Genomic DNA, 24,058 nt, shown 5'->3' with positions numbered 1-24,058 from the left:
CTATCTTCGCGGGTTCTCACTGACATGATTTCCACCGTGACCGAACCCATCCTCTCCCGCGTCGTTATCATTTTCACCGGCGGCACCATCGCATCCACCCTGGATCGCGAATGGGGCGGTGTGGTTCCGAGCATGTCAGGAGGAGAGATCCTTGCCCGTATACCGGGGATCCGTTCCGTTGCCGATATCGTTGTTCATGAGTACGGTACCTTTCCCGGACCTCATATGACCGTTGACCGGATGCTTGAGCTCTCAGGCATTGTCAAGGCCTATGTGGAGGATCCATTGGTCCATGGTGTGGTGGTAACCCACGGAACCGATACCCTTGAAGAGACGGCGTATTTCCTCGACTGCACAGTCTCAACCGATAAACCGATCGTGGTTCTTGGTGCGATGCGGAACAGTAGTGAGCCCGACTGGGATGGTCCACGGAATGTTCGTGATGCCGTGACCGTTGCGGCAAATCCCGCCGTTCGCGGACTTGGCGTGTTGGTCTGCCTTGGTGGGTCCATTACTGCTGCTTCCGAAGCCTCAAAGACCGACACGCAGGACCTTTCCACCTTTACCAGCTTTGACTTCGGACCGATCGGACGCATCACAAACGGTGTGCTCATCATTCATCGACATCCGCTTCACAGAGAGACCTACACTGTAGAGAAGCTGCCAACATTCGTCCCCCTGCTAAAATCCTACGCCGGCATGGATCGCACGCTGATCGAAGCTTGTCGGAGCAAAGGGGCTCAAGGTATCGTGATCGAAGCATTCGGTGTAGGGAACGTCACACCAGACGTCTTTTATGCCCTCAAAGACGCGGCAGAGTCCGGTTTGCCTGTGGTTCTCGTCTCGCGGTGTCCGGTTGGACGTATTGAGCATCTCTACGCCTATGAAGGGGCTGGCAAGCACCTCCACGAGGCAGGCGTGATCTTTGCCGACTTCCTCAACGGGCAGAAGGCGCGAATCAAACTGATCTGTGCGCTCGGCGCAGGGCTTTCTGTGCCGGAGATCCGCAGGTCGTTTGAATGGGCTGATGCTGAAAGGGCCATTCTGGGATGAGAAGCACCGTTGCGACCATCGATCTTGATGCCTTGGAATGGAATCTCGGAGTGATCCGTAGACACACTCCGGGAAAGGCCGTCCTCGGTATGGTAAAAGCCAATGCCTACGGTCATGGAATGATCCAGATCTCCCGCGCACTACAAGCCTGCGGAGTAGAAATGCTCGGTACCGCATTGGTCGATGAAGCCATTCTTCTGCGAGCAGCCGGTATAACCATCCCGATCATGGTTCTTACGCCCGTAGAACCACACGAATGTTTGGCGGCGGTGGAGCATAACCTCATCACGGTGGCTTGTGACCTTTCGCAGATTCGTGCCTTGGGCGAAGCCGCCGTATCTCTTGGGAAACACGCAGAAGTCCACCTCTATGTGGACACCGGGATGCATCGAGAAGGGTTCCGACCCCATGATGCCGCTTCTGCTGCCCTGGAGATCCGATCGGTCTCCGGGATCAATCTCACAGGAATTTGTACCCATTTTGCAACTGCGGACGACCCCAACAGCCCCTTCCTTCACGAACAGTTATCCACGTTCAACGAAGTGCGCAAACAATGTGAGGCCGTGGGATGTACCTTTGCTGCGGTCCACGCGGCCAATACCGGTGCGATGTGGCAGTCCGAACAGACACATTTCTCCATGGTCCGCCCGGGTCTCTCGTTATACGGGTATGCTTCGCCGGGCAATGAGGCTATGACTCTTCGTCCGGTGATGTCGCTGGCATCGCGCATTATCTCAATGCGCAGGGCATGGCCAGGTGAGACGGTGAGTTATGGGCGGCGTTACATGGTCACCAGCGAGACAACTATCGTAACGGTGCCGGTAGGGTACGGAGACGGGTATATGCGCAGACTGACCGGCACGGCTGAGTGCCTTATCAGCGGCGAGCGGTATCCTGTAGTAGGGTCGATCTGCATGGATGAGCTGATGGTGGATGTTGGCAATGCCGACGTTCATCTCGGTGACGAGGTGGTTCTTCTTGGACGTCAGGTCCGCAGTGATGGCCACCTCAATAGCATCGATGCTGTTGAGATCGCAGCGTGGGCCTCAACCATACCGTACGAGATCACAACAACGATCTCTGCGCGTGTCCCACGATCGTTCACGGGGCGCTTGGCAACTCAGCCAGGCATCCTCACTTCATGAGAACCGATGTATAGTGTACGACTGAATAATTTTGAAGGTCCGCTCGATCTCCTGCTCTTCTTCATCCGACGCGATGAATTGGATATCTATGACATTCCAATCGCCTCGATCACACAGGAATTTCTCGAGTATGTAAAGGTCTTGGAACTCCTGGATCTCGAACTCGCCGGCGAGTTCATCGTGATGGCTTCGATGCTAGTGCAGATCAAGGCCCAGATGCTTCTTCCCCGAGATGAAAAGGCAGGGGGCGATGTAGGTCTTCTAGATGAAGATGACCCTCGAGCCGAACTTGTGAAGCGTTTGCTTGAATACAAACGATATCGCGAAGCATCAGACTCGCTTACGCTGTCAGCTGAAAACCAACGCTATGTGCTCTATCGCAGCGTGTTTGAAGCCGAAGAGATCCACGCCGCAGAATCCGGCGCGTACCGGAATGCAACCCTTTTCGATCTCCTGAAAGCCCTCAAACGCGCGGTTGAAAAAGCACCGGACCAAGCAGATCCGCACGTTGTGACTCGATTCCCGATCACTGTAGAAGAGAAGGCCGCAGAGATCATTCATACCCTCGGTACCAAACCATCGGTGAGGTTCTTTGAACTCATCGGCGGACTTACCAAGATGCACATCGTGGTAACGTTCCTTGCTCTGTTGGAGCTTGCGAAGAACCATCGCATTCTTGTGCAACAAGACGAACGATTCGACGACATCATCATCGCCATTCGCGTGGAGACAGACGGTGAACAACGTGAATTGGAACAGGAACAGACTGTATGACCGAAATGGAACATGAGCAGCTGCAACATGCAGTTGATACACGCGAACTCCCGTATTTCTTTACGCTGGACCGTGCCGAGCAGCTTAAGGCTCTTGAAGCGCTGATCTTTGCGAGCGAGGAGCCCCTTACGAATCGAATGTTGCATCGGGTACTCGTTCTTGAGGATCCGTCGCAGCAAGCGCCTGGACAACAAACGCTGCCGCTCGAAGGTGAAAAGGAACAACCCACTCCTGAGGTTGTCCTCCCTGCATTCGATGTGCCGAAAGGGTTCTTCGATGATCTGGTGGAAGAGATCAATGATGAACTTGAACGTACATCCCGCCCGTATCGGATCGTGAAGATCGCAGGGGGCTTTCAGTTCGCAACCACTCCAACACACGGCCAGCTTGTACAGAGACTGCTGAAGGCAAAGAACAGAAAGAGACTTACACAGGCAGCACTCGAAACGATCGCGATCATCGCGTATCGCCAGCCGATCACAAAGGCTGAGATCGATGCCATCCGTGGCGTGAACGCTGGTGAAGTGGTGAACTCGCTCGTTGAGAAACAGCTCGTGGCAATGGTCGGCCGGGCAGAGACACTGGGTAAGCCATTGCTCTATGGAACTACAGAAGAGTTCCTTCGCATTTTTGGCTTGAATTCTTTGTCAGATCTTCCTAAACTGCGGGAGATCGATGATCTGCTGAAGACAACAACAACGATGATCGATCTTGACGAGTCGATCTCGGTTCGTACGGATCATAAGACGCTGCGTAAACAGCTGGCTCTTTTGCTCGAAGGAGAAGGTGCCGGCTCAAAACCAGCAGAACAAGAACCAGATACTGAAGCAACCTCCGGTGCCTACTGGCACCACTCGATGGAGAATGAAGCAGAGCAAGGTCTTGTTGAAGATCCAGAGCCGGGAACCTGGGAAGACGATGTGGATAACTCGCCAACGCTTTGAAAAATAACGAGTTGAGTCGAGCGCGTATTATGCGTTCAAACATGGAAACCGAAAAAACGAAAATAGTTTTATTAGGTTTGCGTCTGAACAAGTAGTACAATTGAATGTGCGGCGCTCCCCAGGCAGTCATGCGCCTCAGCCCCTCAATTTAGCGTCGCACTGCTAACAACTTTTGTACCTTTATGTGTCGCGTCGGTTTACCCCTCCCCGACGCGAACACCGGAGCCTCACCACATAGGTGAGGCTCCATTTTTTTTATCCCACATTCAGCGTGAGCCCATCGAAGGCGAAGTGCACATTCGATGGAAGCTTTGGGGAATCTCGTTTGTGGTTGATCTGGTGGGCGATGTGTGTGAGGTAGGCCTGTTTTGGCTCAAGCTCATTGATGATGGCGATTGCCTGATCCACGGTAAAGTGCGTTGGATGGTCTTCCCAACGAAGACCATCGATAACGAGTGTGTCGAGCCCCCTCAAAAGATCCAAGGAGGCGGAGGGAAGAAAATTCGTGTCGGTGCAATAGGCAATGTTGCCGAAACGGTATCCGTTCACCCGCATTGATCTGCCGTGACGCATGGGAATCGGTATAACATCAATATCGCCGATCGAGAACGGTTCGTTATCGATCAGGTGAATATCCACCGACGGAGTTGAGGCCCCTGTAGACTCAACGAGACCGAACGCATAGGGGAACGTTGATCGCAGTACGTCTACTGTCTCTTCCATGGCATAGACAGGTAGGGGGCGACCGCTACGAAAGTTGTACGGGCGTACGTCATCGAACCCGCCGATATGATCAAAGTGATGATGTGTGAAGATCACTGCGTTGATGTCGAGGACGTTGTGACGTAACATCTGCTGACGGAAGTCAAGTGACGTGTCGACGACGATGGTGGTCGAATCACTCTGAACAAGCAATGACGTTCTCAGCCGCTGGTCACGCGGGTCTTCGGAAGTGCATGTTGGACATTCACAGGCCACCGAAGGAACACCCGTAGATGTTCCGCTGCCAAGCACTGTAAAGCGGGTCATACGTGACGTTCAGCGTGATACGAACTGCGAACCAGTGGGCCGGACTCAACGATCTTGAAGCCCATTTCGAGACCAACTGTTTCGTAGTGCTTGAATTCATCGGGGTGAACGAATCTGTCAACCGGGATGTGGTTCTTTGTTGGCTGAAGGTACTGGCCAAGGGTGAGTACGTCCACATCAACAGCACGTAGCTCCGTCATAACCTCAAGGATCTCGCGTGGTTCTTCGCCGAGTCCGAGCATCACGCCTGTTTTTGTGCGCATGCCTTGACGTTTCGATTCGCGCAGGATGTCCAACGTCCAGTGGAACCGTCCTTGCGGCCGCACGTGCTTGTAAAGTCGGGGTACGGTCTCCGTGTTGTGATTGAGAATGTCCGGGCGCGCATCGATGATGCGCTGAAGGTTCTCAAGATTACCTTTGAAATCAGGAACGAGCACTTCGATGGTTGTTTGCGGAGCCATTTCGCGCGATGCACGAATGACTTCTGCCCACACGATCGAACCGCCGTCCTTCATTTCATCTCTATTCACTGACGTGATCACCGCGTGTTTCAGATTCATCGATGCGATGGCTTCGGCAACTCGGCGCGGTTCATCAAGATCTACAGGGAGGGGGCGTCCGGTCTTCACTGCGCAGAACGCGCATGAGCGTGTGCACGTGTCACCGTGGATCATAAATGTCGCGGTGCCAGCGTTCCAGCATTCCGTGATGTTCGGACAGCGAGCTTCTTCACAAACGGTATGAAGAGCCTTGGACCGCATCATGTTCTTCACGCGTGCATAATCCTCGCCGCCGGGGGCACGTACTTTAAGCCACTCCGGACGCCGTGCGGTGGTCTGTTCGACGGGTTGAATCACAGGAAGTTCGAGGTTCATTTACTTCAGTCCAGGATAAATGCGCTTTACGATGGGCTTGATAGTCTCCAAGTAGGTTGTTGTCCCCTTATAGAGATCCTTTGCTTGATACGTCTGATCCGCTAGCATCGAGGCCATGTCATAGATGTAGCAGTTGATCAGGACTCGATCTCCGCGCAATTGAAAATTCCCCTGAACGGCCTTTGTTACGTTCAGCGTTCTGATCGCCTTCCACATATCAGATTCGTACTGCGGGTTCGTTGGATCGAGGTTCAATTCTGCGATCGCCATTTCGATGCTATCAGGCGGCACGAGTACAAAATCCTTTTGTTGGGGGTCTACAGCAGAAAGGGCCTTATACAAGGAGTCTGCCATCTCAAGACTCCAGGTGTTGTACTTGATATCGTGATCCATGTTGCGAAACGGCAAGACGGCGATCCGTTGCTGGGCGATCGAGGGTACGATCGAGGCAATAACAAGGACGAGCGTAAGGAGGAAGCGATGTGCCATTGGGAGTGCTTCTTTGTTCATGATGAAGGTGAAGACGACAAATGGTTTCTCATGGTGTTGACAACGGAGAGCAATGCGTTGACGCGTGCTTCGGCATCGTTCCACGCACCGGCGTTCGCATCTTCCATGATCTCTCGTCCGGCGGCAGAAAGGTCACGAAAACCGAACTGAATAAACGATCCCTTGATCGTATGACCAAAACGATAGAGTTCTTGAACATCGGCTCGTTCGCGGATCCCGGCCCACGTTGTAGTAAGATCATTCAGCCATGAATCCAAGAACTCGGGAAGGAGTTCCTGCAGGATCGGATCCTGCGGCCCCTCGGTTGGGAGCTGATAGTTTGGTTGAATCGGATCGGTCACTGGGAGACTCCTATAAGCCGAATTCTGTCTTCTTCGGCAGCGATGCCGAAGGAGGCGATCATTTATCTGGGATCTGCGTTGCCGCAGACCTCAAGCGATCTACCCGAGATGGTACCGCCGAAGCGGAAGTGACGAACAGCCATCCGGCGCCGGGGCGCCTTCCATCTCTGCTTGATCTTGCTCCGCACGGGGTTTGCCGAGCCGACTGGTCACCCAGCCGCTGGTAGGCTCTTACCCTGCCATTTCACCCTTACCTGTGCTGCACCGAAATGCAGCCATCGGCGGTGTCTTCCTGTTGCACTTTCCGTTGTCTTGCCCTCTCCCTGTGAGAGGAGAGGGCTCGACACCTTCCCGTTAAGAAGCGTGCTGTTCTGTGGAGTTCGGACTTTCCTCCCCGAACACGAAACGCGTGTGCGAGGCGATCGCCCGGAGTCCCCCGGTGATCGATCAGATCATGCGTCGGCGAGAATGCTCTCGATGTCAGCAGCCACGTCCTCAGTGAAGAGGATGCGACCGCAATTCTCGCATGTGTACATTTTGTTTCGTTGGTACTTCATTTCCATGATGCGCTGCGACGGAATAGCCGAATAGCAACCGCTGCAGGAATTCTTGCGAAGCGGTACTGCAGCGTTTCCGTGGAAGGTCCGGATACGCTCGTATTCTGCTTCGATCGAATCATCGATCTGAGCGCTCAGCTTCAATCGAAGTTCAATGAACTTCTTGAGTTCATCGTTTTGGTCTCCGGAAAGTGCTTCGAGCTCCTTTTCCTTGTCTGTTAAACGTTCTTGCGCCTCTGTAAGCTCCTTGGTCTGGGCTTCCAGTGCCGCACGAAGGTTTTCTTCGCGGACACCTGACGTACGAACACGCTCTTCGAGTTCAGCGCGCTCATTCTTCAAGTGGTCGATCTCCTTGGTGATGGCATCGAACTCGCGATTGTTCTTCACCTGAAACTGCTGTTGAGCAAGCTTCTGCTCTTTATCTGTGCTCTCTTGCATGGTCACATGTGCTGTTCCGCGCAGGTGATCGAGCTCATTGAGTGCATTCTGGGTTACCTCAACAGCTGCAAGTTTTTCTCGCATGATCGCTTCGAGCTTCTTCACTTCCTGCGGAAGGTCACCCAATTCGTCGTGGAGCTCGTCGAGCTGCTCGTCCACGGCTGCCAATTGTGCCAAGAGGTTGATCTGCTGTTCCATGTGATCCCTAAGGATGAGAAGAAAGATTTATTGATCGCTGTGAAGATCGGTACGCGTAGTGAACAGGGTTGGTCACAACGGTACTTTCAAGAAAGGTCAGGCTAGGGGCCGCGGTGCTGAGGACAGATACAAGTCCAGCAGGCACGAATTGTTCCATTTCAAAATGTCCGGGGTCTACAAGACCGATCACGCCACTTGCCGCATGGAAAGCATGGTACTTCACATCAGCCGTAATGAAAACGTCCGCACCCGAAGACACGGCAGCATCGTAAAAGGAAACTCCGCTTCCGCCAACGATGGCAACAGCACGCACTGACTCCGACAATGGCGGACAATGGCGCACCGGGCCACCGCATACCACTGCGATACGCTCAATGAGTTCTGAATACGTCATCGAACAGGAAGCAAGGAGCCCCATACCAGTTGACCGATCCATTGAGGGAACGAGTGGGCGCAATGGTTCGAGACCTAGGCGTTCTGCAAGGATGAGATTGGTTCCTTGGGGGAAGGCATCAAATGTTGTGTGAACGCAGATAACCGAGATGTCTGCAACGATCAGGTCACCAACACATCGCGAAACACGGTCTGAACGGTCCAGACGAGCCAACGGGGTGTAGATCAGGGGGTGGAACGTGAGGATCGTATCGCAGGAACGCTCAATGGCCTCAGCCACTATGGCGTCCGTTATCTCAAGGCAGACAAGCACCCGACCTACGTCAGAACGCTTCGATGCCACTTGGAGACCGATTGCATCTCCATGCATGGCGGACTCCGGAGGCAGTACCGCATCGACAATACGTTGGAACTCACGAACGAGCATAGGGGGCTAAAGTACGGAACCTGAACGGATTAGCAATGTTATCCACACGAACTTGGATGTGTAACTTTGAGCTCATGACCGTATCATCACGACAAATGCGCCAAACCACCATCATATCGGCATTGTGCATCGCCCTAACGCTTGTTTTGGGTCCGCAATTAGCATTCACGCAGATCACTGGTGAGGATCCGATGCCAACGGATACAACGATGATCTTCACTCCGGCACGCCCACTGATGGAGGAGATCGCGTCAAATGCATTGGCAAACAACGCTGCTGGTCTGGACCTACTCTTTTCTGGAAGCGGATGGGGTATCGGCGGTTTCTATCACCACCGTCTTGCTGAGGATGTCTCGGTCTTTGGTCACGTGGCCATCTCTCCGAGAAGGAATGCCGATGAGATAGAAAACGTGTGGTACAACGGATACATTCCAGTTGTTGCCAACAAGGTGAACAGATTATTCATGTTCCCGATCACGGCCGGCGTTCAGTACCGACTGTTCAGCCAAACGTTGCAGGAGACATTCCGCCCCTTCATCAGTGCGGGGATCACCGGCACACCCATCCTTCAGACGCCGTATCTGCAGGATGGACGCTTCTACGAGTTCTTTGAGTCATTTGGGTACGGCACCTGGCATTTCCGAATGGGCGGTGTTGTGGGTGTTGGTGCAGTCTTTGGTTCGCTGGGGAAGGGCAGTCTGATTGGAGTGAATGTTCGCTACTACACCATCCCATACGGTGAACCCGGACTTGAGAGTCTTGCCGGACTACCTATCACGAACTTTGGAGGCGTGTTCTTGTCGCTCTCCGTTGGATCAGCGTGGTGACAGGGCCCATCCACCTAGAGCCGATCGGTTGTATTCGTACCCCGTACATCAACAAATACGACGCACCTCGTCAGCCTCGGATCGATGATCGTGTGGACGAGGCCACGGTTGAACTCTACCCACACCGTAATTACGAACAAGCACTGCGAGATATCGACGGATGTGATCACATATGGCTTGTGACGTACTTCGATAGGGCTCCAGGTTGGAAACCACTCGTTCTCACACCACGCGATAGAGTGAAACGTGGTGTCTTTGCCACGCGTTCACCACATCGGCCTAATCCGATCGGCCTTACGTGTGTTGAACTGCTGAGCGTGAAGGGCCTTCGTCTCATCGTGAAGGGCACTGATCTCCTGGATAAAACACCCGTCCTCGATATCAAGCCCTATCTGGCCTATGCCGATGCCTTTCCAGAGAGCCGTGTTCGTTGGGTGGACGAGGTCGATCAACAACCATCATTCAAGGTGGTATGGACGGATAAGGGGCTGGCATTGCCCGAAGATGTTCGAACACATGCAGAACGCGTACTTGCTGCCGACCCGTTTCCACATCCGTACCGGAGAATTGAACAAGGACCGAACGGTGTATCGATCCTCGCCGTACGAGAACACAGAATCAGTTTCGTCATTGATGATGATACTGTGACCATCCTCTGAGGACTCCGTACATTTGTCGCAATGACAGACATCCGTACGCTGCTTTCTCGCAAGATCCTCATGCTGGATGGTGCCATGGGTACCATGATCCAGCGCCTTCGTCTCACTGAAGAAGACTATCGTGGTTCGCGTTTTGCCGATCACGACGTTCCCTTGAAAGGGAATAATGATCTTCTTGTCCTCACGCAACCGGATGCCATTCGTGCAATCCACGTTCAGTACCTCGAAGCAGGCGCTGATATCGTGGAGACAAATACCTTCACCGGTACAGCGAATGCACAAGGCGAGTACGGACTTGCCCATATCGCTCGTGAGCTTAATCGGGAAGGGGCTCGCATTGCTCGTTCAGCAGCCGATGAGATCACCAAACGTACGCCGAACAGACCTCGATTCGTGGCGGGTTCGATCGGACCTACAACGCGCATGTTGTCGATGTCTCCCGATGTGAACGATCCCGGATATCGTGCCGTAACCTTCAATGAAATGCGAGATACTTTTAAGGAACAGATCCTTGGTCTTGTAGAAGGAGGAGCCGATCTCCTCCTCTTTGAAACGGTTACAGATACGTTGAACGTGAAGGCCGCTTTGAAGGCGTATGCTGAAGTATGCGACGAATTGAATGTTGCGCTTCCGGTGATGATCAGCGGCACGATCACGGATATGTCCGGCAGAACGCTCTCGGGTCAGACACCTGATGCGTTCTGGACCTCTGTTCAACACGCACGGAATCTTCTTTCGATCGGACTGAATTGTGCGCTGGGTTCGTCCATGATGCGCCCCTTCATCGAGGAGATCTCCAACGTTGCAACGGCCTTCGTTTCGCTCTATCCCAATGCAGGACTGCCCAACGCCATGGGTGGGTACGATGAGTCGCCTGAGTTCATGGCTCAGCAAGCTCGGGAGTATGCAGAAGCCGGCTTCCTGAACATCCTCGGTGGGTGTTGCGGCACAACTCCGGATCATATCCGTGCAATGGCAGATGCCGTGGCAGGTATGGCGCCGCGCCAGATTCCGAGCAGGCCGCCGTATATGCGCTTGAGCGGACTCGAAGCTCTTGAGATCAGGCCCGAAACCAACTTTGTGAATGTTGGAGAACGTACAAACGTTACGGGCTCCAAAGCATTCGCAAAGCTCATTCTCAACGATGACTATGAGAAAGCCCTTGATGTAGCGCGTCAGCAAGTTGAGAATGGCGCGCAGGTGATCGACGTGAATATGGATGAGGGTATGCTCGATTCCGAGAAGGCCATGAGGACCTTTCTCAATCTGATCGCAGCGGAGCCCGACATTGCACGTGTACCCGTGATGATCGATTCATCCAAGTGGAGTGTTCTCGAAGCCGGTCTTCAATGCCTGCAAGGCAAGGGGATCGTGAACTCCATTTCGTTGAAGGACGGTGAGGTAGAGTTCATTCGTCGTGCTAAGCTCTGTCACGACTACGGGGCTTCTGTCATCGTAATGGCCTTTGATGAAGAAGGTCAAGCCGATTCCTTCGAGCGGCGCATTGAGATCTGCGAGCGAGCTTATCGAATCCTCACAACAGTGGTTGGGTTCCAGCCGCAGGATATCATCTTCGACCCGAATATCTTGACCGTTGCAACAGGGATAGACGAACACAACAACTATGCGAATGACTTCATCCGTGCAACACACTGGATCAAGTCGAACCTGCCCCTTTCAAAGGTCAGTGGCGGTGTGAGCAACATCTCCTTCTCGTTCCGCGGGAACGAACCGGTCCGCAGAGCTATGCATACAGCATTTCTGTACCATGCCATTCAGGCAGGGATGGACATGGGTATCGTGAATGCCGGTCAGATCGATGTCTATGACGAGATCCCGAAGGATCTTCTTGAGCGAGTGGAAGATGTGCTTCTTAACCGACGGTCGGACTCAACGGAGAGACTGCTGGCATTCGCAGAGACCGTAAAGGCCAGTGACAAAGAAGCTGAAGGATGAGGAGTGGCGCTCCGGAGACGTGGCTTCACGGCTTCGGCACGCCCTTGTGAAAGGGATCACGGAGTTCATCGACGTTGACGTTGAAGAAGCACGTCAGACGTTGCCTTCGCCCCTTTCGATCATTGAAGGTCCATTGATGGCCGGAATGAATGTCGTTGGCGATCTCTTCGGTGCCGGAAAGATGTTCCTTCCGCAGGTAGTGAAGAGCGCACGTGTGATGAAGAAGGCCGTTGCCATCCTTACTCCCTACATGGAAGAGGAGAAGCGGCTCGCCGGCGGTGTGCACGAGAACGCCGGAACGGTGCTGATGGCAACCGTAAAGGGCGATGTCCATGATATCGGCAAGAACATCGTTGGTGTAGTCCTGGGTTGCAACAACTATCGTGTGATCGATCTTGGAGTGATGGTCTCCGCTGAAAAGATCCTCGACGCGGCAGTGGCAGAGAACGTTGATGTGATCGGTCTTTCCGGACTCATCACACCATCTCTTGATGAGATGGTGCATGTAGCGAAGGAGATGGAACGAAGAGGAATTCATAAGCCCCTTCTCATCGGCGGAGCAACCACATCTCGTACACACACTGCCGTGAAGATCGCACCACATGCAACGTTCCCAGTTGTGCATGTTCTGGATGCATCTCGTGCGGTTCCCGTAGCGGGATCGCTCATCAGCGCTGAGCAGCGTCCGGATTTTGTTGCCAACATCAGCGATGAATACGAGCGCGTCCGGGCTGATTATGCAAAGCGTGGTGACGCGAAGAACTACGTTTCGCTTGAAGCAGCTCGTTCGAATGCCGTGGTTCTTGATGCTGCAGGTATCGCACCTGATCCACTTGAACCGGGTGTGACAACCTTTGAGGATGTTGATCTCGGTGAACTCAAACCGTTCATTGATTGGACGCCGTTCTTCCTCTCATGGGAGTTGCGTGGCAGGTATCCTGCTATTCTCACCGATCATGTTGTTGGTGTTGAGGCAACCAAGCTTTTTGCCGATGCCAATGTTATGCTCGACTCGATCATTGCTGCGAAGAGTATTCGTGCACGCGCTGTGTGCGGCTTATTCCCAGCTGTTCGGGAGGGAGATGATGTGGTTGTGAACAATGAGACACGGCTTCACTTCCTTCGTCAACAAACAGTGAAGGCCCCCGGACTTCCGCAGTTGTGTCTCGCTGATTTCATTGCAACCAAGGACATGCTTGCACCCGATCAACGTGACCATATCGGTGCGTTCATCGTCAACGCTGGTATTGGTGTGGACGAGTTGTGTGCGAAGTACGAAGCCGACCACGACGATTATTCATCGATCATGGTCAAGGCAGTTGCAGACAGACTTGCTGAGGCCTGCGCAGAATGGCTTCATACAAAGGTTCGCAGAGAACTATGGGGATATGCAGCGAGTGAGGAGCTTACCACTGACGATCTCATTCGTGAGAATTATCAGGGGATCCGTCCGGCACCCGGATATCCGGCGTGCCCGGACCACACGGAAAAGACCAAGCTGTTCGCCTTGCTAAATGATGGCGAACATGCAGGCGTGACACTCACGGAGAACTTTGCGATGTCGCCCGCCTCCAGTGTAAGCGGATGGTACTTTGCGCACCCACAATCAGCCTACTTCGCCGTGAACAAGATCACAAGCGAACAGGTTGTAGACTATGCTGCACGCAAAGGCTGGAGCATTGATGTTGCAGAACGTTGGCTTTCTCCGAACCTGAATTCGTAACGAGCGCATCAAAACTGAATGTTGATGCCGATCGAAGGTAGCACACCAATGCTTTCTTGTGCTTCAACGGTCTGCGTCTCCTGATTCCATTTGTAACCGCTCACGTTCTTTCGTCCGGTGATGTTCTGAACATCAACATAGACGATGAGTTGCCATCCATTGAAGAACCATCGCTTATCCACGCGTGCATCCAGTGCGTAGAAGAATGGCAGGCGAGCCCCTTCATTGAAATCGTCGAAATCAAGAGATCCAATAGGGAAGCCGGTTTCTGCAGCACGTTCCGGCGTAGTGATGTAGGGCGTGGTTGGCAGGCCTTGTGACATCCTCAGTTTACTACTGATCTCCCATTCTGGTGATGGACGCCAACCTGCAGCAATCGTTGCGATGATCGGCGTATCGAACGAACCCGGGCGATCCACTCCGTCTGCTGCCAAGAACTGCGTGCGATTGATCGATATCGAGGCCAGGCCGTAGATCGGAATAGCCGCGCTAAGTTTCTTCTGGATGAAGAACTCGATGCCATAGGCAGTTCCGGTACCTGTGTTCGTGAGCGGTTCGAGACCGAACGGAATGTCCGTGTAGATGTCGTCGAATCCTGCAGGAGCGAGCACTGCTTGAGGCCTGAACGTACGAACAGGGTAGGCGTCGTAGGACTTGTAATACGTCTCCACCTGGACCTTGATATCCGGCGTAGCTATCCACTCCCAGCCGAGGACTACTTGATCCGCACGAAGCGGTCGGAGGTTCACCGGATTCGAAGCGTCGCCAACCATCCAAATGAACTGAGGCGCTTGATAGTATCGCCCGCCACCAAGCCGAACGGTCATTTCCGGAGCAAGAAGGTAGCTGATACTTGCGCGAGGGGAGAGAGCCAGCTTGTCTTGTTGAAGGAATGCGTAGTAATCGCCCCTTGCCCCAAGCGTGAGTTTGAATTGATCCGTGATCGACCAATCAGCTTGTGCGTAGATGCCCGCACGAAGTGCCGTGAACGACGTGTCAACAATCAGTGGAGCCGGGTTGCCTGAAGCATCAAGACGTGCGAAGCCCGGAAGAACCACTTGGTAGTCGAGCTGGCTGGCATACTTCACGATGGCACCGGCATTCACTTCCAGTGTTGATGAGGGGAGAAGCACCAGATCCGCACGAAGCGAATTTTCGCCTTCATTGGTAACTGTGCGGAAGACATCGTTCGCAAGAGAGTCTTGCTGGACCGTGTTGAAGTACGTGAACGTTCTTCCGAGCGTGACATTCAGATATCCCTTCTCAAGAAGTCGTCGCCACGTTAGACCCGCGAAGTACTGATTCTGAGAGGGGGCGGTAACACGGCTGTTGTTGTACAGATTCTCTTCCGTGTTGTTGAACTTCACTTCATCCAGCGCGCCGATGGCAAGGAAGGAGATCTTATCAAGCGGTGAGACATCGAATGTTAGCTTACCGGAGAAGTCCCAGTATTCAGGAATGAAACCGAAGCCGGCTGCTTTGAAGATCAGATCGAGATAACTGCGTCGGGCAGAGAAGAGGAATGTGCCGCTGCTGCCAACTGGACCTTCAGCGATCACACCAAATCCCGTGGCGCTGAGGTTGATCTCGCCCGCAAATCGTTGATCATTTCCTTCACGCAGCGTGAGGTTGGTGACCGATGATAGACGATCTCCATACTTCGGTCCAAAGCCCCCTGTCGACAACGAAACATCGCGTACAAAGGCGATGTTGATCAACGAGAGTGGTCCGCCGGAAGAGCCTTGGGAGCCGAAGTGATTGATATTCGGCACTTCGATGTTGTCCACCAAGAACAGATTCTCAAAGGGGGCGCCCCCTCGAACGGCGAGATCATTACGTCCTGCATTCGTTACGGCAACACCCGGGAGGAGTGCCACAGCTCGCACTACGTCTTCTTGAACGCCCGGAGCCCGACGTACTTCCTCGCTAGTAAGGGTTTGCGTGGAGGAAATGGACTGTCCGTCCTTGCGGAAGGCCTCAGAGACCACTACTGTCTCTCCGAACTCAACTTGCGTAGAAGACAGCTGGATCAGCACGGTAAGGGGCTTCCCAGGGCTTACAACAATGTCAGACTTCAGATCCTGAGAATAGCCGATGAGGGTTGTCTTGATCGTGTAGACGCCGGCAGGGATGTTAGAGATCACGAAGCGCCCCTCCTTTTTGCTGAGAGCGCCGCGCTTTGTTCCTACTACGGCAATTGTAGCGCCAACAAGCGGTTGTTGGGTTGCAACGTCCACCACCTGGCCGCTGATCATACCGGTTGGCTGCGAAGTTGTGTCGGCGTTCTGGCCCAGAACGGTGGTAAAACTGAGAAGGAATCCTAGTGTGAACAGGGAGAAAGCTCCCAAAGAGCGAACGAGTGCAGTCGTAAGCATCAATTTCCTGATAGTGTAGTGCAATGGGGAGCCAAACCCTATAGAGGTGTGCAAAAGTTCCGATTGGCGAATGGAGCCGGCAAAAGCTACATTGGAGTCGAATGGGATCAACTACGAAGGTACGGATAGCGATCTTGGGCTCCGGCACTGGATCGAACGCGAAAGCTCTATGTGAGGCTGCAAAGTCCAGTGAGAGTGCGTTTTCTGTTGCATTGGTTCTTACTACCTCTTCTGCTGCAGGTATGTGTGAGGTGGCAAGGGGGGAGAACGTAGATCTTGAGGTGATTCCGGCATCGGTGAAAGGAGAAGAATTCAGCACCAAACTGTGTTCACTCCTTGAGCAGTACCGCATCGACGTGCTTGTTCTAGCTGGATTCATGCGGTTGGTGTCGACAAAGGTTCTTACCTACATGAGCGGTCACGTAGTGAATATCCACCCGGCATTATTGCCGGAGTTTGGGGGTCAGGGGATGTATGGGCTGCATGTTCACGAGGCCGTTTTGGCTTCTGGCAGGACGGAGACCGGCGCAACGGTGCATGTGGTGACCGAGCAGTATGATGAGGGAGCTATGATAGGGCAGACGAAGGTTCCAGTTTTTCCGGAAGACTCGCCGTCCAGTTTGCAGCAACGGGTGAAGGAGACAGAGCACAAGCTTTATCCTGTAGCTCTGAACCACTATATCCGGGAGAATTTTCAGGATATCGTCGGATCTGTACCGACTGCCGGCATATCAGCCGTTTCGTAACTTTTGCATGGTGTCAATGTTGATGCGAAGAGAGGTAAAATCACGTCTGATGTTCATCTGGGAAGAAATTGTTTGACAATTACAGATGAAATCACAATTTTACCGAACAACCCCGGCCTTGCGTTGGGGATGTGAGGGTTTGTCTCGATTGAAAAAAGATTGAAATAACTGCACGTACTTGTTCACAGTTTCATTGAGGTTTGCATGAGCCGCAGACTCCTACTTCTTGCTCTCATGACTGCGTTGGTAGGCACTTCGCTTGCCTTTGCGGGAGACGGGAAAGATGGCGAGGATGTGTTGCGTAAGAGTGGAGCCCGAAGCCCAGTTGCTTCGTATCCACTGCCTTTCACCCTGACGGGTGCTAACGCACGCACTAATCCACCCATCTCCACGGGGTATTATTTCGTCGACTCGGACGACGAAGCACCTGATTTTTGGCGTCCTGACCCGACCCAGTTTGTGGATACACTTACGGAGCCTGGAACATGGCGTCGTATCGTTTCCGGTCCGCGTCAGTTGCCAACCACGTATTGGACCGATCCAACGCAGAATCTTTATGGTGGATGGGCCTTCTTTAGGAACCCAGCCAACCTGAATGACTCTACGGACGATGCATTCGCAGGTCCTATTTCGATTGGATTCCCGTTCTACTTCAATGGCGTGCGGCAGGATTCGTTCTACGTTTCCACAAATGCCCTTGTAGCACTTTCGAATCGCCGTTATTTCTACGAGTATGACAACTTCGGATATCCGACCGTTCGTACGAAGCTGGAAGTAACCCCTGGCGTATTCTCGGCATATGATCCATCCTCCGACGACACGCGTGGTCGCAGTGGTGACGGACTTGCTGATGGTGTTGCTGACAACTGGGGTTATCAGTACGTAGCTTGCGGTAACAACGTTAATAACGCAACCTCAGGTATTCGTTCTGGCGCAAACACAATGCTCCAGCAAGGCAATTTGAGCGGAACATTCGGTGGTATCCAGCCGCAACTCATTGCTCCAGCATGGGACAACCTCCAAGTTTCCGTATACAACACTGAGAATAGCGCTGTTGATGACTTCTCAAAGGTCTACTTCAAGCGTTCGCCATCAAATGACAAGCTCGTTATCTACTACGTGAATCTTACTCCTATCGGTGGTAAGACGGCCGTGGTCGGTGGCGTAACTCATAACGTCAACTTTGCCGCTAACAACCGTCCAGGTCTCGGTGAGCACTATCGTTTCTCTGTTCAGGTTACACTGAACCGTAATGACAGCTCGGTTGTCGTTCAGTACGAGCGCTTCTTCGGTATCGCTCCGCGCGCTGCTCTTCAGCCACACCCTGCAACGGTGTGGATGCGTTGTAACTCAACGGTCGGTGTCTCCGGTCCATCGCGTAGGCTCAACTGGTCTGGTTTCCCTGCAACGATGCCGGTTAACACGATCCTTGACTACAACGTGCCGAAGTACACACAAAGCACCGAGTATCTCTTCAACGTGAACACCGATCCAAACGGTGGTATTCGTGCTACAAGTACTCGTAATGATGACAACACGGTACCGAAGGACTTCCTTGCGATCAAGTTCAAGCAGTACAAGAACATCCTTCGCGTTATCAACGTGTCGTATCGTGTTCGTGCTCTGAATAACAACGCAAACTTGGCCTTCTCGGTGGTGGTCCCAACGGCTCAGGCAAACAACTACGAGCTTCTCGCAGGTGACCTTCGCCTTGGTGCTATTCAGCCTGTTGCGATCGTTCAGAATCTCACGAACGATGTTCAAGGCCCACAAGGCGTCAACTACACACGTCAGGGTATCAACTTCAAGGTGCGTTTCCGCATCGTGAATGAAGCCACGGGCAAGATCGTGTATAACACGTCGAAGTCCGTAACTGATGCTGCACTTCGTGATACCACACTTTCGGGTATCTACCGCTGTGACATCAACGGCAACAACCTTCCATATCAGCCGGTAGGAACATTCGTTCTTCCGTATGAATTCATCAAGGTTGTGTTCCCTCCATTTGAGCCAAATGAATTCATTGATGACCAGATCGGTCGTCTCTTGACAACGGTTATCGCAGAACCAAAGGACTCGTTGAACCAGCCGCTTGGTGATCAATGGCCGTTTGATGATACTACAAGTATCCGCGTCTTTGTGATGCGCCGTCTTGCTGAGTTCAAGGATGACGTCAATGAGTATCACCTCGTAGGTGGTGCTGCAATGCCTTCGGTTCTCAAGTGGGTGAACATTGAGACGGACGTCGTTGACGGTGACGAAGTGACGAACAACCCACCGCCACCTCGTGGTGAGTACCAAGCTGCAAACTCTGATATCTTCCGTCTGAAGTCACCGGTCATTCGTATGAATCGTGTGAACTTGAGCAACGGCGATATCCCTGCTGTCGGTCAGTATGGTGGTGACGAACTCCGTTCGTTCCCGATCAACCTCAGCCGCAAGAAGCGCGCTGTTCTCTCGATCTCCTATCAGCGTACCGGTAAGCTCACCAACATTGGTCGCGGCTTCTCCGATAACCGTCTGATCGGACCAGAGCACCGCGTGAACATGCTTTCCGTTAACGGCTTCACACCTGGTTATCGCAATCCTGATGAAGTTTGGGTAGAGTTTGCAAAGCCAAGCAGTGACCAACTCAATGGTATTGTGAACATTCAAAACTGGGTGCTCGACGTTCAGAATCGCGGCACAAAGTACCTCCAGCCGTTCCGTATGTGGGGTGGTGGTGGATACGCTCGTGGTTATGACCTCACGCAGTACAACCTTCAAATGGAGAACACGTCGATCCCACCACTCGGTGGATTGCGCGAAGATCTCTTCGATGATGGTAAGGATGCTGAATATTACAAGGTCACGATCCCTATCCCAGACACAGTGCTCAACTGGGTCAACGAAGGTGCTCGTAACTTCCGCTTCCGTCTGCGTGCTCGCTGCTTGAACAACGCTCAGCCACCGAATCCGTCAGATGATGAAGACAACTTCTACATTGACAACGTTAAGATCCTTTATCCTGACGAAGTCACAGACGTTGAATTCAGCAACATTCAGCTGATCTGGCCATACACGATGGCTCCTGCATCGCAGGCAACACGTGTCCCGATCCGTGTGAAGCTTTCGAATAACACGAACATTGCGGCACCTGCCTTCTCTGTTCGCCTCCAGATCAAGCCTGACGGTAATGAGTTCCAACAGATCTATTGCCGTACGATCACAGTTCCGACACTTGCTGGTAACCGCGAAGTTCTGCTCCCATTCCCGGATGCTAACTTCCGCACAACCACGCCGGGCCGTTACAAGATCACAGGTCGCATCTTCTTCCCAGGCAATGACCTTGACACTCTGAACGATTCTACGTTCACGACATTCACAATGACATTCGGCCCATCATTCTCATATGAGAACAATCCGCTGAATGCTACGAATGACGTACCGAAGCTTCAATTCTCTGGTGTTACAGGTAAGGGTCTGAATCACCGTGGCAGCACATCCGGTGGTAGCGGTTCCGTTGGTGGTCAGTTCGTAGGACCAACGGCCCAATACACGATGGGTAGCACATGGGGTACATTCCCTGCAGGTCTTTCTGCTAATGACTCCTATGGTGCTGACGCCGGTAACGCTTCCGGTCAGATCGCCATGCGCTTCACACTCTATTCGCAAGACACGGTCTCTGGTTACCAGGCATACTGGGCTGAACTCAACCAAGACGTCTTGAACATCTCCTTCTCGCTCTATCGCGATCAAGGTGGTGTACCTGGCGACGAGCGTATCGCAAACTCAACGATCCTTCGTCGTCGTGGTGAAGATGAGACAGGTGCTTTCACAGAGCCACAATTCGGCAAGTACGTTACGTACCTTCTGAACCAACCAGTCGTTATTCCTCCGGGTGAATACTGGGCATCTGTTGCTCAGATGGGTACTGAAGGTTACGAACTCGGTGCATCGGAATCACGCATGGGTATGGTTACAACACTGTACTCGGACATTCCGGTCTTCGGTATCGGCAATCGTACTCTTCTCATTGACAAGAACTTCCGTGTACGTTCACGTAGCGGTGCTCTTCTCAACGACAATCGCTTCGCTTTCGAACTCACACGCTTCAGCGGTGACTGGGTACCGTTCACCCCAACGATCGGTAATCCTGGCTATCCACACCTGAATGCTATGGGTACAAGCCTTGGCTATTCCACGTTCACACGTGGTTCATGGATCCCGATGCTCCGTCCATACTTCGGCAACCGCTCGTTCTCGAGCCCTCCGATCTTCGTGGACTGTATCGTACCTGTTGAGCTGAGCTACTTCGATGCTAAGGCACGTGCAACTGGTGTTGACCTCTTCTGGGAGACAGCTTCCGAGAAGAACAATGCTGGCTTCCATGTTGAGCGTCGCGGTATGAAGGAAACAACGAACCTCACCACGGGTGCAACGTCGCTCTCATGCGTAGACCGCACGAGCTCGATGGAAAACCCATGGCAGTCAGTCGGTTATGTTCCAGGTGTTGGCAATGCAACTCAAGCATCGAACTACAAGTTCTATGATGCAAACGTTGCTGCTGCTACGAAGTATGAGTATCGTCTCCGTCAGGTTGACGTCGATGGCGCTCAGTCCTTCTCGAACATCGTGAATGTTGAATTCGGTGCAGCAAATGCTGTCGCACTTGAAGGCAACTATCCTAACCCGACAAGCGGAAAGACAACGATCAACTTCCTTGTGCCATTCAGCGCAAAGGTCAAGCTTGAAGTGTTCGACATGATGGGCAATCTTGTTCAGACAGTGTACAACAACGACGTAGCCGGTTCAACAAGCACATATGCTGTTGAGTGGGACGGTCGCAATACTGCCGGTACAGATGTTACTTCTGGCTCGTACATGTACAAGCTCACGGTTGGTGAGACGGTCCTTTCCAAGACTCTCACGATCGTTCGGTAATTCGAACGAGAGAATGAATAAAGAAAGCCCCCGGCATTCAGTGCCGGGGGCTTTCGTTTTTTTTCGGAGATTGCGCGCCATGACACACTCTGAGATACTCACCCTTGCACGGCAAGGCCTCGCATGGCAGCTCTCTGCCATCGACCTTCTGTCTGAGCAACTCGATGAAGGATTCATAGAAGCGGCCAGATCCATTGCAGGTGCTTCGAAGGTTGTTGCAACTGGACTCGGAAAGTCTGGCTTCATTGCTCGAAAGATGGCTGCGACGTTGACGAGTGTCCATATACCTGGTGTATACCTACACCCAGTTGATGCCTTGCACGGTGATATCGGAATGCTTGGAGCAACAGACGTCCTCATCGCCTTCTCGAAGAGCGGTGAGACTCCTGAGGTGGTGAATCTCACTCGGTTGGTACGAGAACTCAACATGAAGGTGATCTCCATCACGTGCCGTGCCGGTACAACGTTGGGGTCGCTCTCTGATCATGCGTTGGTGGCGCCGATTCTGCATGAGCTTGATCCGCTGAATCTCTTGCCAACAGCAAGTACCACTCAATCACTGATCCTTGCGGATCTTCTGAGTGTTGCAGCAGCACATATCAATGGTGACATTGTGAACAGGTTGCAGCGCTCGCATCCGCACGGTGGAATCGGTATAGCCTTATTGCGGAACGTAGAGGACGTAATGCACTCTGGAGATGCATTGCCACGGATAACATCAGAGAAGACGATCGCTGAAGCTGTTCACGTCCTTACGTCAACTGCACTCGGTATCGTATGCGTGATAGATGAGCATGGTGCTCTGGAAGGCATACTTACAGATGGAGATGTTCGGCGCATGGTCGGAACACATTTTGACCTGAGTTCGACTCTGGTGCGAGATGTAATGACGGTGCACCCAGTGGTCGTCCAACAGACGGACTCACTTCATACTGCCCTTCAAGCCATGGAGGCCAGGGAGCGGCAGATCTCAGTGGTGCCTGTTGTTCGTGAGGGACGTTGCGTCGGAGTGGTGCGGGTACACGATATCATTCGTGCGCAACTATGATCAGCGACGTATAGGCTGCGGTGGCGCCGGCGTGATCAACGGCCTTTCGATCTTCTTCTTAGCAACAGGTGCTGTTGCTTTCTTGGGCACTGGTTTCACAGCTGGCTTCGCAGTTGGTTTTGCCACGGGCTTCCCGGCCGGTTTGGCCACTGGCTTTGCAACCGGTTTCGTAACAGGTTTTGCTACGGGTTTCGCAGCGGTGTTAACGACTGGCTTGGTTGCCTGCTGAACTGCCGGCTTAGCCACCGGTTCCTTCGCAGCAGGGGCTGGCGGGGCCTTGAACGTGGTGTTCGATGCAGTTACGTCCTTCCGGGAGATCCGTATCTCGCGAACTGCTTCTCCTGATCTACCAAAAGCCGGTAGGGGGCGACCATTGCGGAAGAATTGGATAGCGCCAGCATTCCCAAGAGAAACAACGAACTTTTCCATCGCACTCCATCGGTACTCACCCTCGGGAAGAAGTACCGCTTGTTGGTTGCGTGTTCCATCCATGGTGATGCTGATCCACGCTGTATCAGATGCGATCGCTGTAAGGATGAGACTGTCTGTGTCTGCAATACTCTGGTCTGCCGATGAGGATACGTCCACAACATCTGTAGCCGGGATGCCGGTATCCGGACCACTGTCGCGGAATACGAACCACCATAGACCGAAACCAAGAAACACTGCAAGGATCAGTGCTCCCGTTAGAGGAGAGATCTTCTTTGTTGCTTGTTGAGCCTGTTGTAAAGGTGACTGAGCAACCGACTTCACCTTGTCCATTGATGCAGCAACAGCTTCTGTGGTTCGCTGGGCTGCGTTAGAGAACGAGATCTGTGATTCCCGTTGTGGTTGCTGAGGCTTGTATGCTGGAAGCCTTCCGGAAGTGCTGCTCTCATCATCGAACGTTGCGTCCATCAACGACTGAATTTCTTCTGCCGGTATCTGAAGCGTTACGCCAATAGTTCTGATGAATGATCGTACATAGACCGCCGGCAATACGTCGTAGCGTCCTCGCTCCAACGCATCGATGTACGGCTCGCGTATCTTGGTCTCGAGCGCAAGTTCTCGTATGCTGATTCCGAGCCGCTCGCGCTCCCGGCGGAATCTCTCCGCAAGTGGATCCATGGGTGCAAAT

The 24,058-nt window shown here is 52.9% G+C and carries 17 protein-coding genes, 1 other RNA gene and 1 pseudogene; 10 read left to right on the top strand and 9 right to left on the bottom strand.

Annotated features, from left to right (window positions below; translation table 11 throughout):
* The first annotated feature begins 24 nt into the window (after positions 1–24).
* From IPI29_05125 to scpB, 4 genes are read left to right on the top strand one after another with little or no spacing between them, the layout of a single operon-like run.
* Positions 25–1,053 carry an asparaginase gene (locus IPI29_05125; GenBank protein MBK7411917.1) on the top strand — a complete coding sequence of 343 codons (1,029 nt, stop codon included), beginning with the start codon at positions 25–27 and terminating at the stop codon, positions 1,051–1,053.
* A complete protein-coding gene (alr, locus tag IPI29_05120; GenBank protein MBK7411916.1) occupies positions 1,050–2,198 on the top strand; it encodes an alanine racemase in 1,149 nt (382 codons plus the stop codon). Before IPI29_05125 ends, alr begins: the two co-directional genes overlap by 4 nt.
* 6 nt (positions 2,199–2,204) lie before the next feature.
* Entirely contained in the window at positions 2,205–2,972 is a 768-nt protein-coding gene (locus IPI29_05115) for a segregation/condensation protein A (GenBank protein MBK7411915.1), read from the top strand.
* Positions 2,969–3,916, top strand: coding sequence for an SMC-Scp complex subunit ScpB (gene scpB / locus IPI29_05110; protein ID MBK7411914.1), 948 nt, complete (start codon positions 2,969–2,971; stop codon positions 3,914–3,916). The genes IPI29_05115 and scpB overlap by 4 nt, the downstream gene beginning before the upstream one ends.
* 255 nt (positions 3,917–4,171) lie before the next feature.
* Here the strand turns inward: scpB and IPI29_05105 are convergent, their stop codons facing one another.
* The 7 genes from IPI29_05105 to IPI29_05075 form a co-directional block, all read right to left on the bottom strand.
* Positions 4,172–4,945 (bottom strand): MBL fold metallo-hydrolase, encoded by a 774-nt coding sequence (locus tag IPI29_05105; GenBank protein MBK7411913.1) that lies wholly within the window; start codon positions 4,943–4,945, stop codon positions 4,172–4,174.
* On the bottom strand, positions 4,942–5,820 hold the full coding sequence (lipA, locus tag IPI29_05100) for a lipoyl synthase (GenBank protein ID MBK7411912.1): 879 nt from the start codon (positions 5,818–5,820) through the stop codon (positions 4,942–4,944). Before lipA ends, IPI29_05105 begins: the two co-directional genes overlap by 4 nt.
* A complete protein-coding gene (locus IPI29_05095) occupies positions 5,821–6,330 on the bottom strand; it encodes a hypothetical protein (protein ID MBK7411911.1) in 510 nt (169 codons plus the stop codon).
* On the bottom strand, positions 6,327–6,671 hold the full coding sequence (locus IPI29_05090; GenBank protein MBK7411910.1) for an Hpt domain-containing protein: 345 nt from the start codon (positions 6,669–6,671) through the stop codon (positions 6,327–6,329). Before IPI29_05090 ends, IPI29_05095 begins: the two co-directional genes overlap by 4 nt.
* Positions 6,669–7,109, bottom strand: an RNA gene (gene rnpB / locus IPI29_05085) — RNase P RNA component class A. Before rnpB ends, IPI29_05090 begins: the two co-directional genes overlap by 3 nt.
* Before the next feature lie 14 nt (positions 7,110–7,123).
* Positions 7,124–7,864: a hypothetical protein gene (locus IPI29_05080; GenBank protein ID MBK7411909.1), complete on the bottom strand. Its 741-nt coding sequence runs from the start codon at positions 7,862–7,864 to the stop codon at positions 7,124–7,126.
* A gap of 7 nt (positions 7,865–7,871) precedes the next feature.
* Positions 7,872–8,684: a Nif3-like dinuclear metal center hexameric protein gene (locus tag IPI29_05075; GenBank protein ID MBK7411908.1), complete on the bottom strand. Its 813-nt coding sequence runs from the start codon at positions 8,682–8,684 to the stop codon at positions 7,872–7,874.
* Between the two features lie 74 nt (positions 8,685–8,758).
* Between IPI29_05075 and IPI29_05070 the strand changes: the two genes are divergently transcribed.
* The 3 genes and pseudogenes from IPI29_05070 (at position 8,759) to metH (ending at position 13,849) form a co-directional block, all read left to right on the top strand.
* On the top strand, positions 8,759–9,511 hold the full coding sequence (locus IPI29_05070) for a hypothetical protein (protein MBK7411907.1): 753 nt from the start codon (positions 8,759–8,761) through the stop codon (positions 9,509–9,511).
* Positions 9,505–10,170, top strand: a complete 666-nt coding sequence (gene tsaA / locus IPI29_05065; GenBank protein MBK7411906.1) for a tRNA (N6-threonylcarbamoyladenosine(37)-N6)-methyltransferase TrmO — start codon at positions 9,505–9,507, stop codon at positions 10,168–10,170. Before IPI29_05070 ends, tsaA begins: the two co-directional genes overlap by 7 nt.
* A gap of 21 nt (positions 10,171–10,191) precedes the next feature.
* Positions 10,192–13,849: pseudogene (gene metH / locus IPI29_05060) on the top strand (methionine synthase).
* Between the two features lie 8 nt (positions 13,850–13,857).
* Here metH and IPI29_05055 read toward each other — a convergent pair.
* Positions 13,858–16,224 carry a TonB-dependent receptor gene (locus tag IPI29_05055; GenBank protein ID MBK7411905.1) on the bottom strand — a complete coding sequence of 789 codons (2,367 nt, stop codon included), beginning with the start codon at positions 16,222–16,224 and terminating at the stop codon, positions 13,858–13,860.
* Between the two features lie 101 nt (positions 16,225–16,325).
* Between IPI29_05055 and purN the strand changes: the two genes are divergently transcribed.
* The 3 genes from purN to IPI29_05040 all read left to right on the top strand — a co-directional run bounded on the left by purN (position 16,326) and on the right by IPI29_05040 (position 22,941).
* Entirely contained in the window at positions 16,326–16,970 is a 645-nt protein-coding gene (gene purN / locus IPI29_05050) for a phosphoribosylglycinamide formyltransferase (GenBank protein ID MBK7411904.1), read from the top strand.
* Between the two features lie 204 nt (positions 16,971–17,174).
* Positions 17,175–21,893 carry a T9SS type A sorting domain-containing protein gene (locus tag IPI29_05045; protein MBK7411903.1) on the top strand — a complete coding sequence of 1,573 codons (4,719 nt, stop codon included), beginning with the start codon at positions 17,175–17,177 and terminating at the stop codon, positions 21,891–21,893.
* Positions 21,894–21,972: 79 nt separating this feature from the next.
* Positions 21,973–22,941: a KpsF/GutQ family sugar-phosphate isomerase gene (locus IPI29_05040; protein ID MBK7411902.1), complete on the top strand. Its 969-nt coding sequence runs from the start codon at positions 21,973–21,975 to the stop codon at positions 22,939–22,941.
* Here the strand turns inward: IPI29_05040 and IPI29_05035 are convergent, their stop codons facing one another.
* Positions 22,942–24,048 carry a DUF4115 domain-containing protein gene (locus IPI29_05035; protein MBK7411901.1) on the bottom strand — a complete coding sequence of 369 codons (1,107 nt, stop codon included), beginning with the start codon at positions 24,046–24,048 and terminating at the stop codon, positions 22,942–22,944.
* Positions 24,049–24,058: the final 10 nt, after the last annotated feature.

This window comes from Ignavibacteria bacterium, assembly GCA_016707005.1.
In the GTDB taxonomy this organism is placed as follows: domain Bacteria; phylum Bacteroidota; class Ignavibacteria; order Kapaibacteriales; family Kapaibacteriaceae; genus UBA10438.
This window is presented reverse-complemented; position numbering and strand designations above follow the sequence as displayed.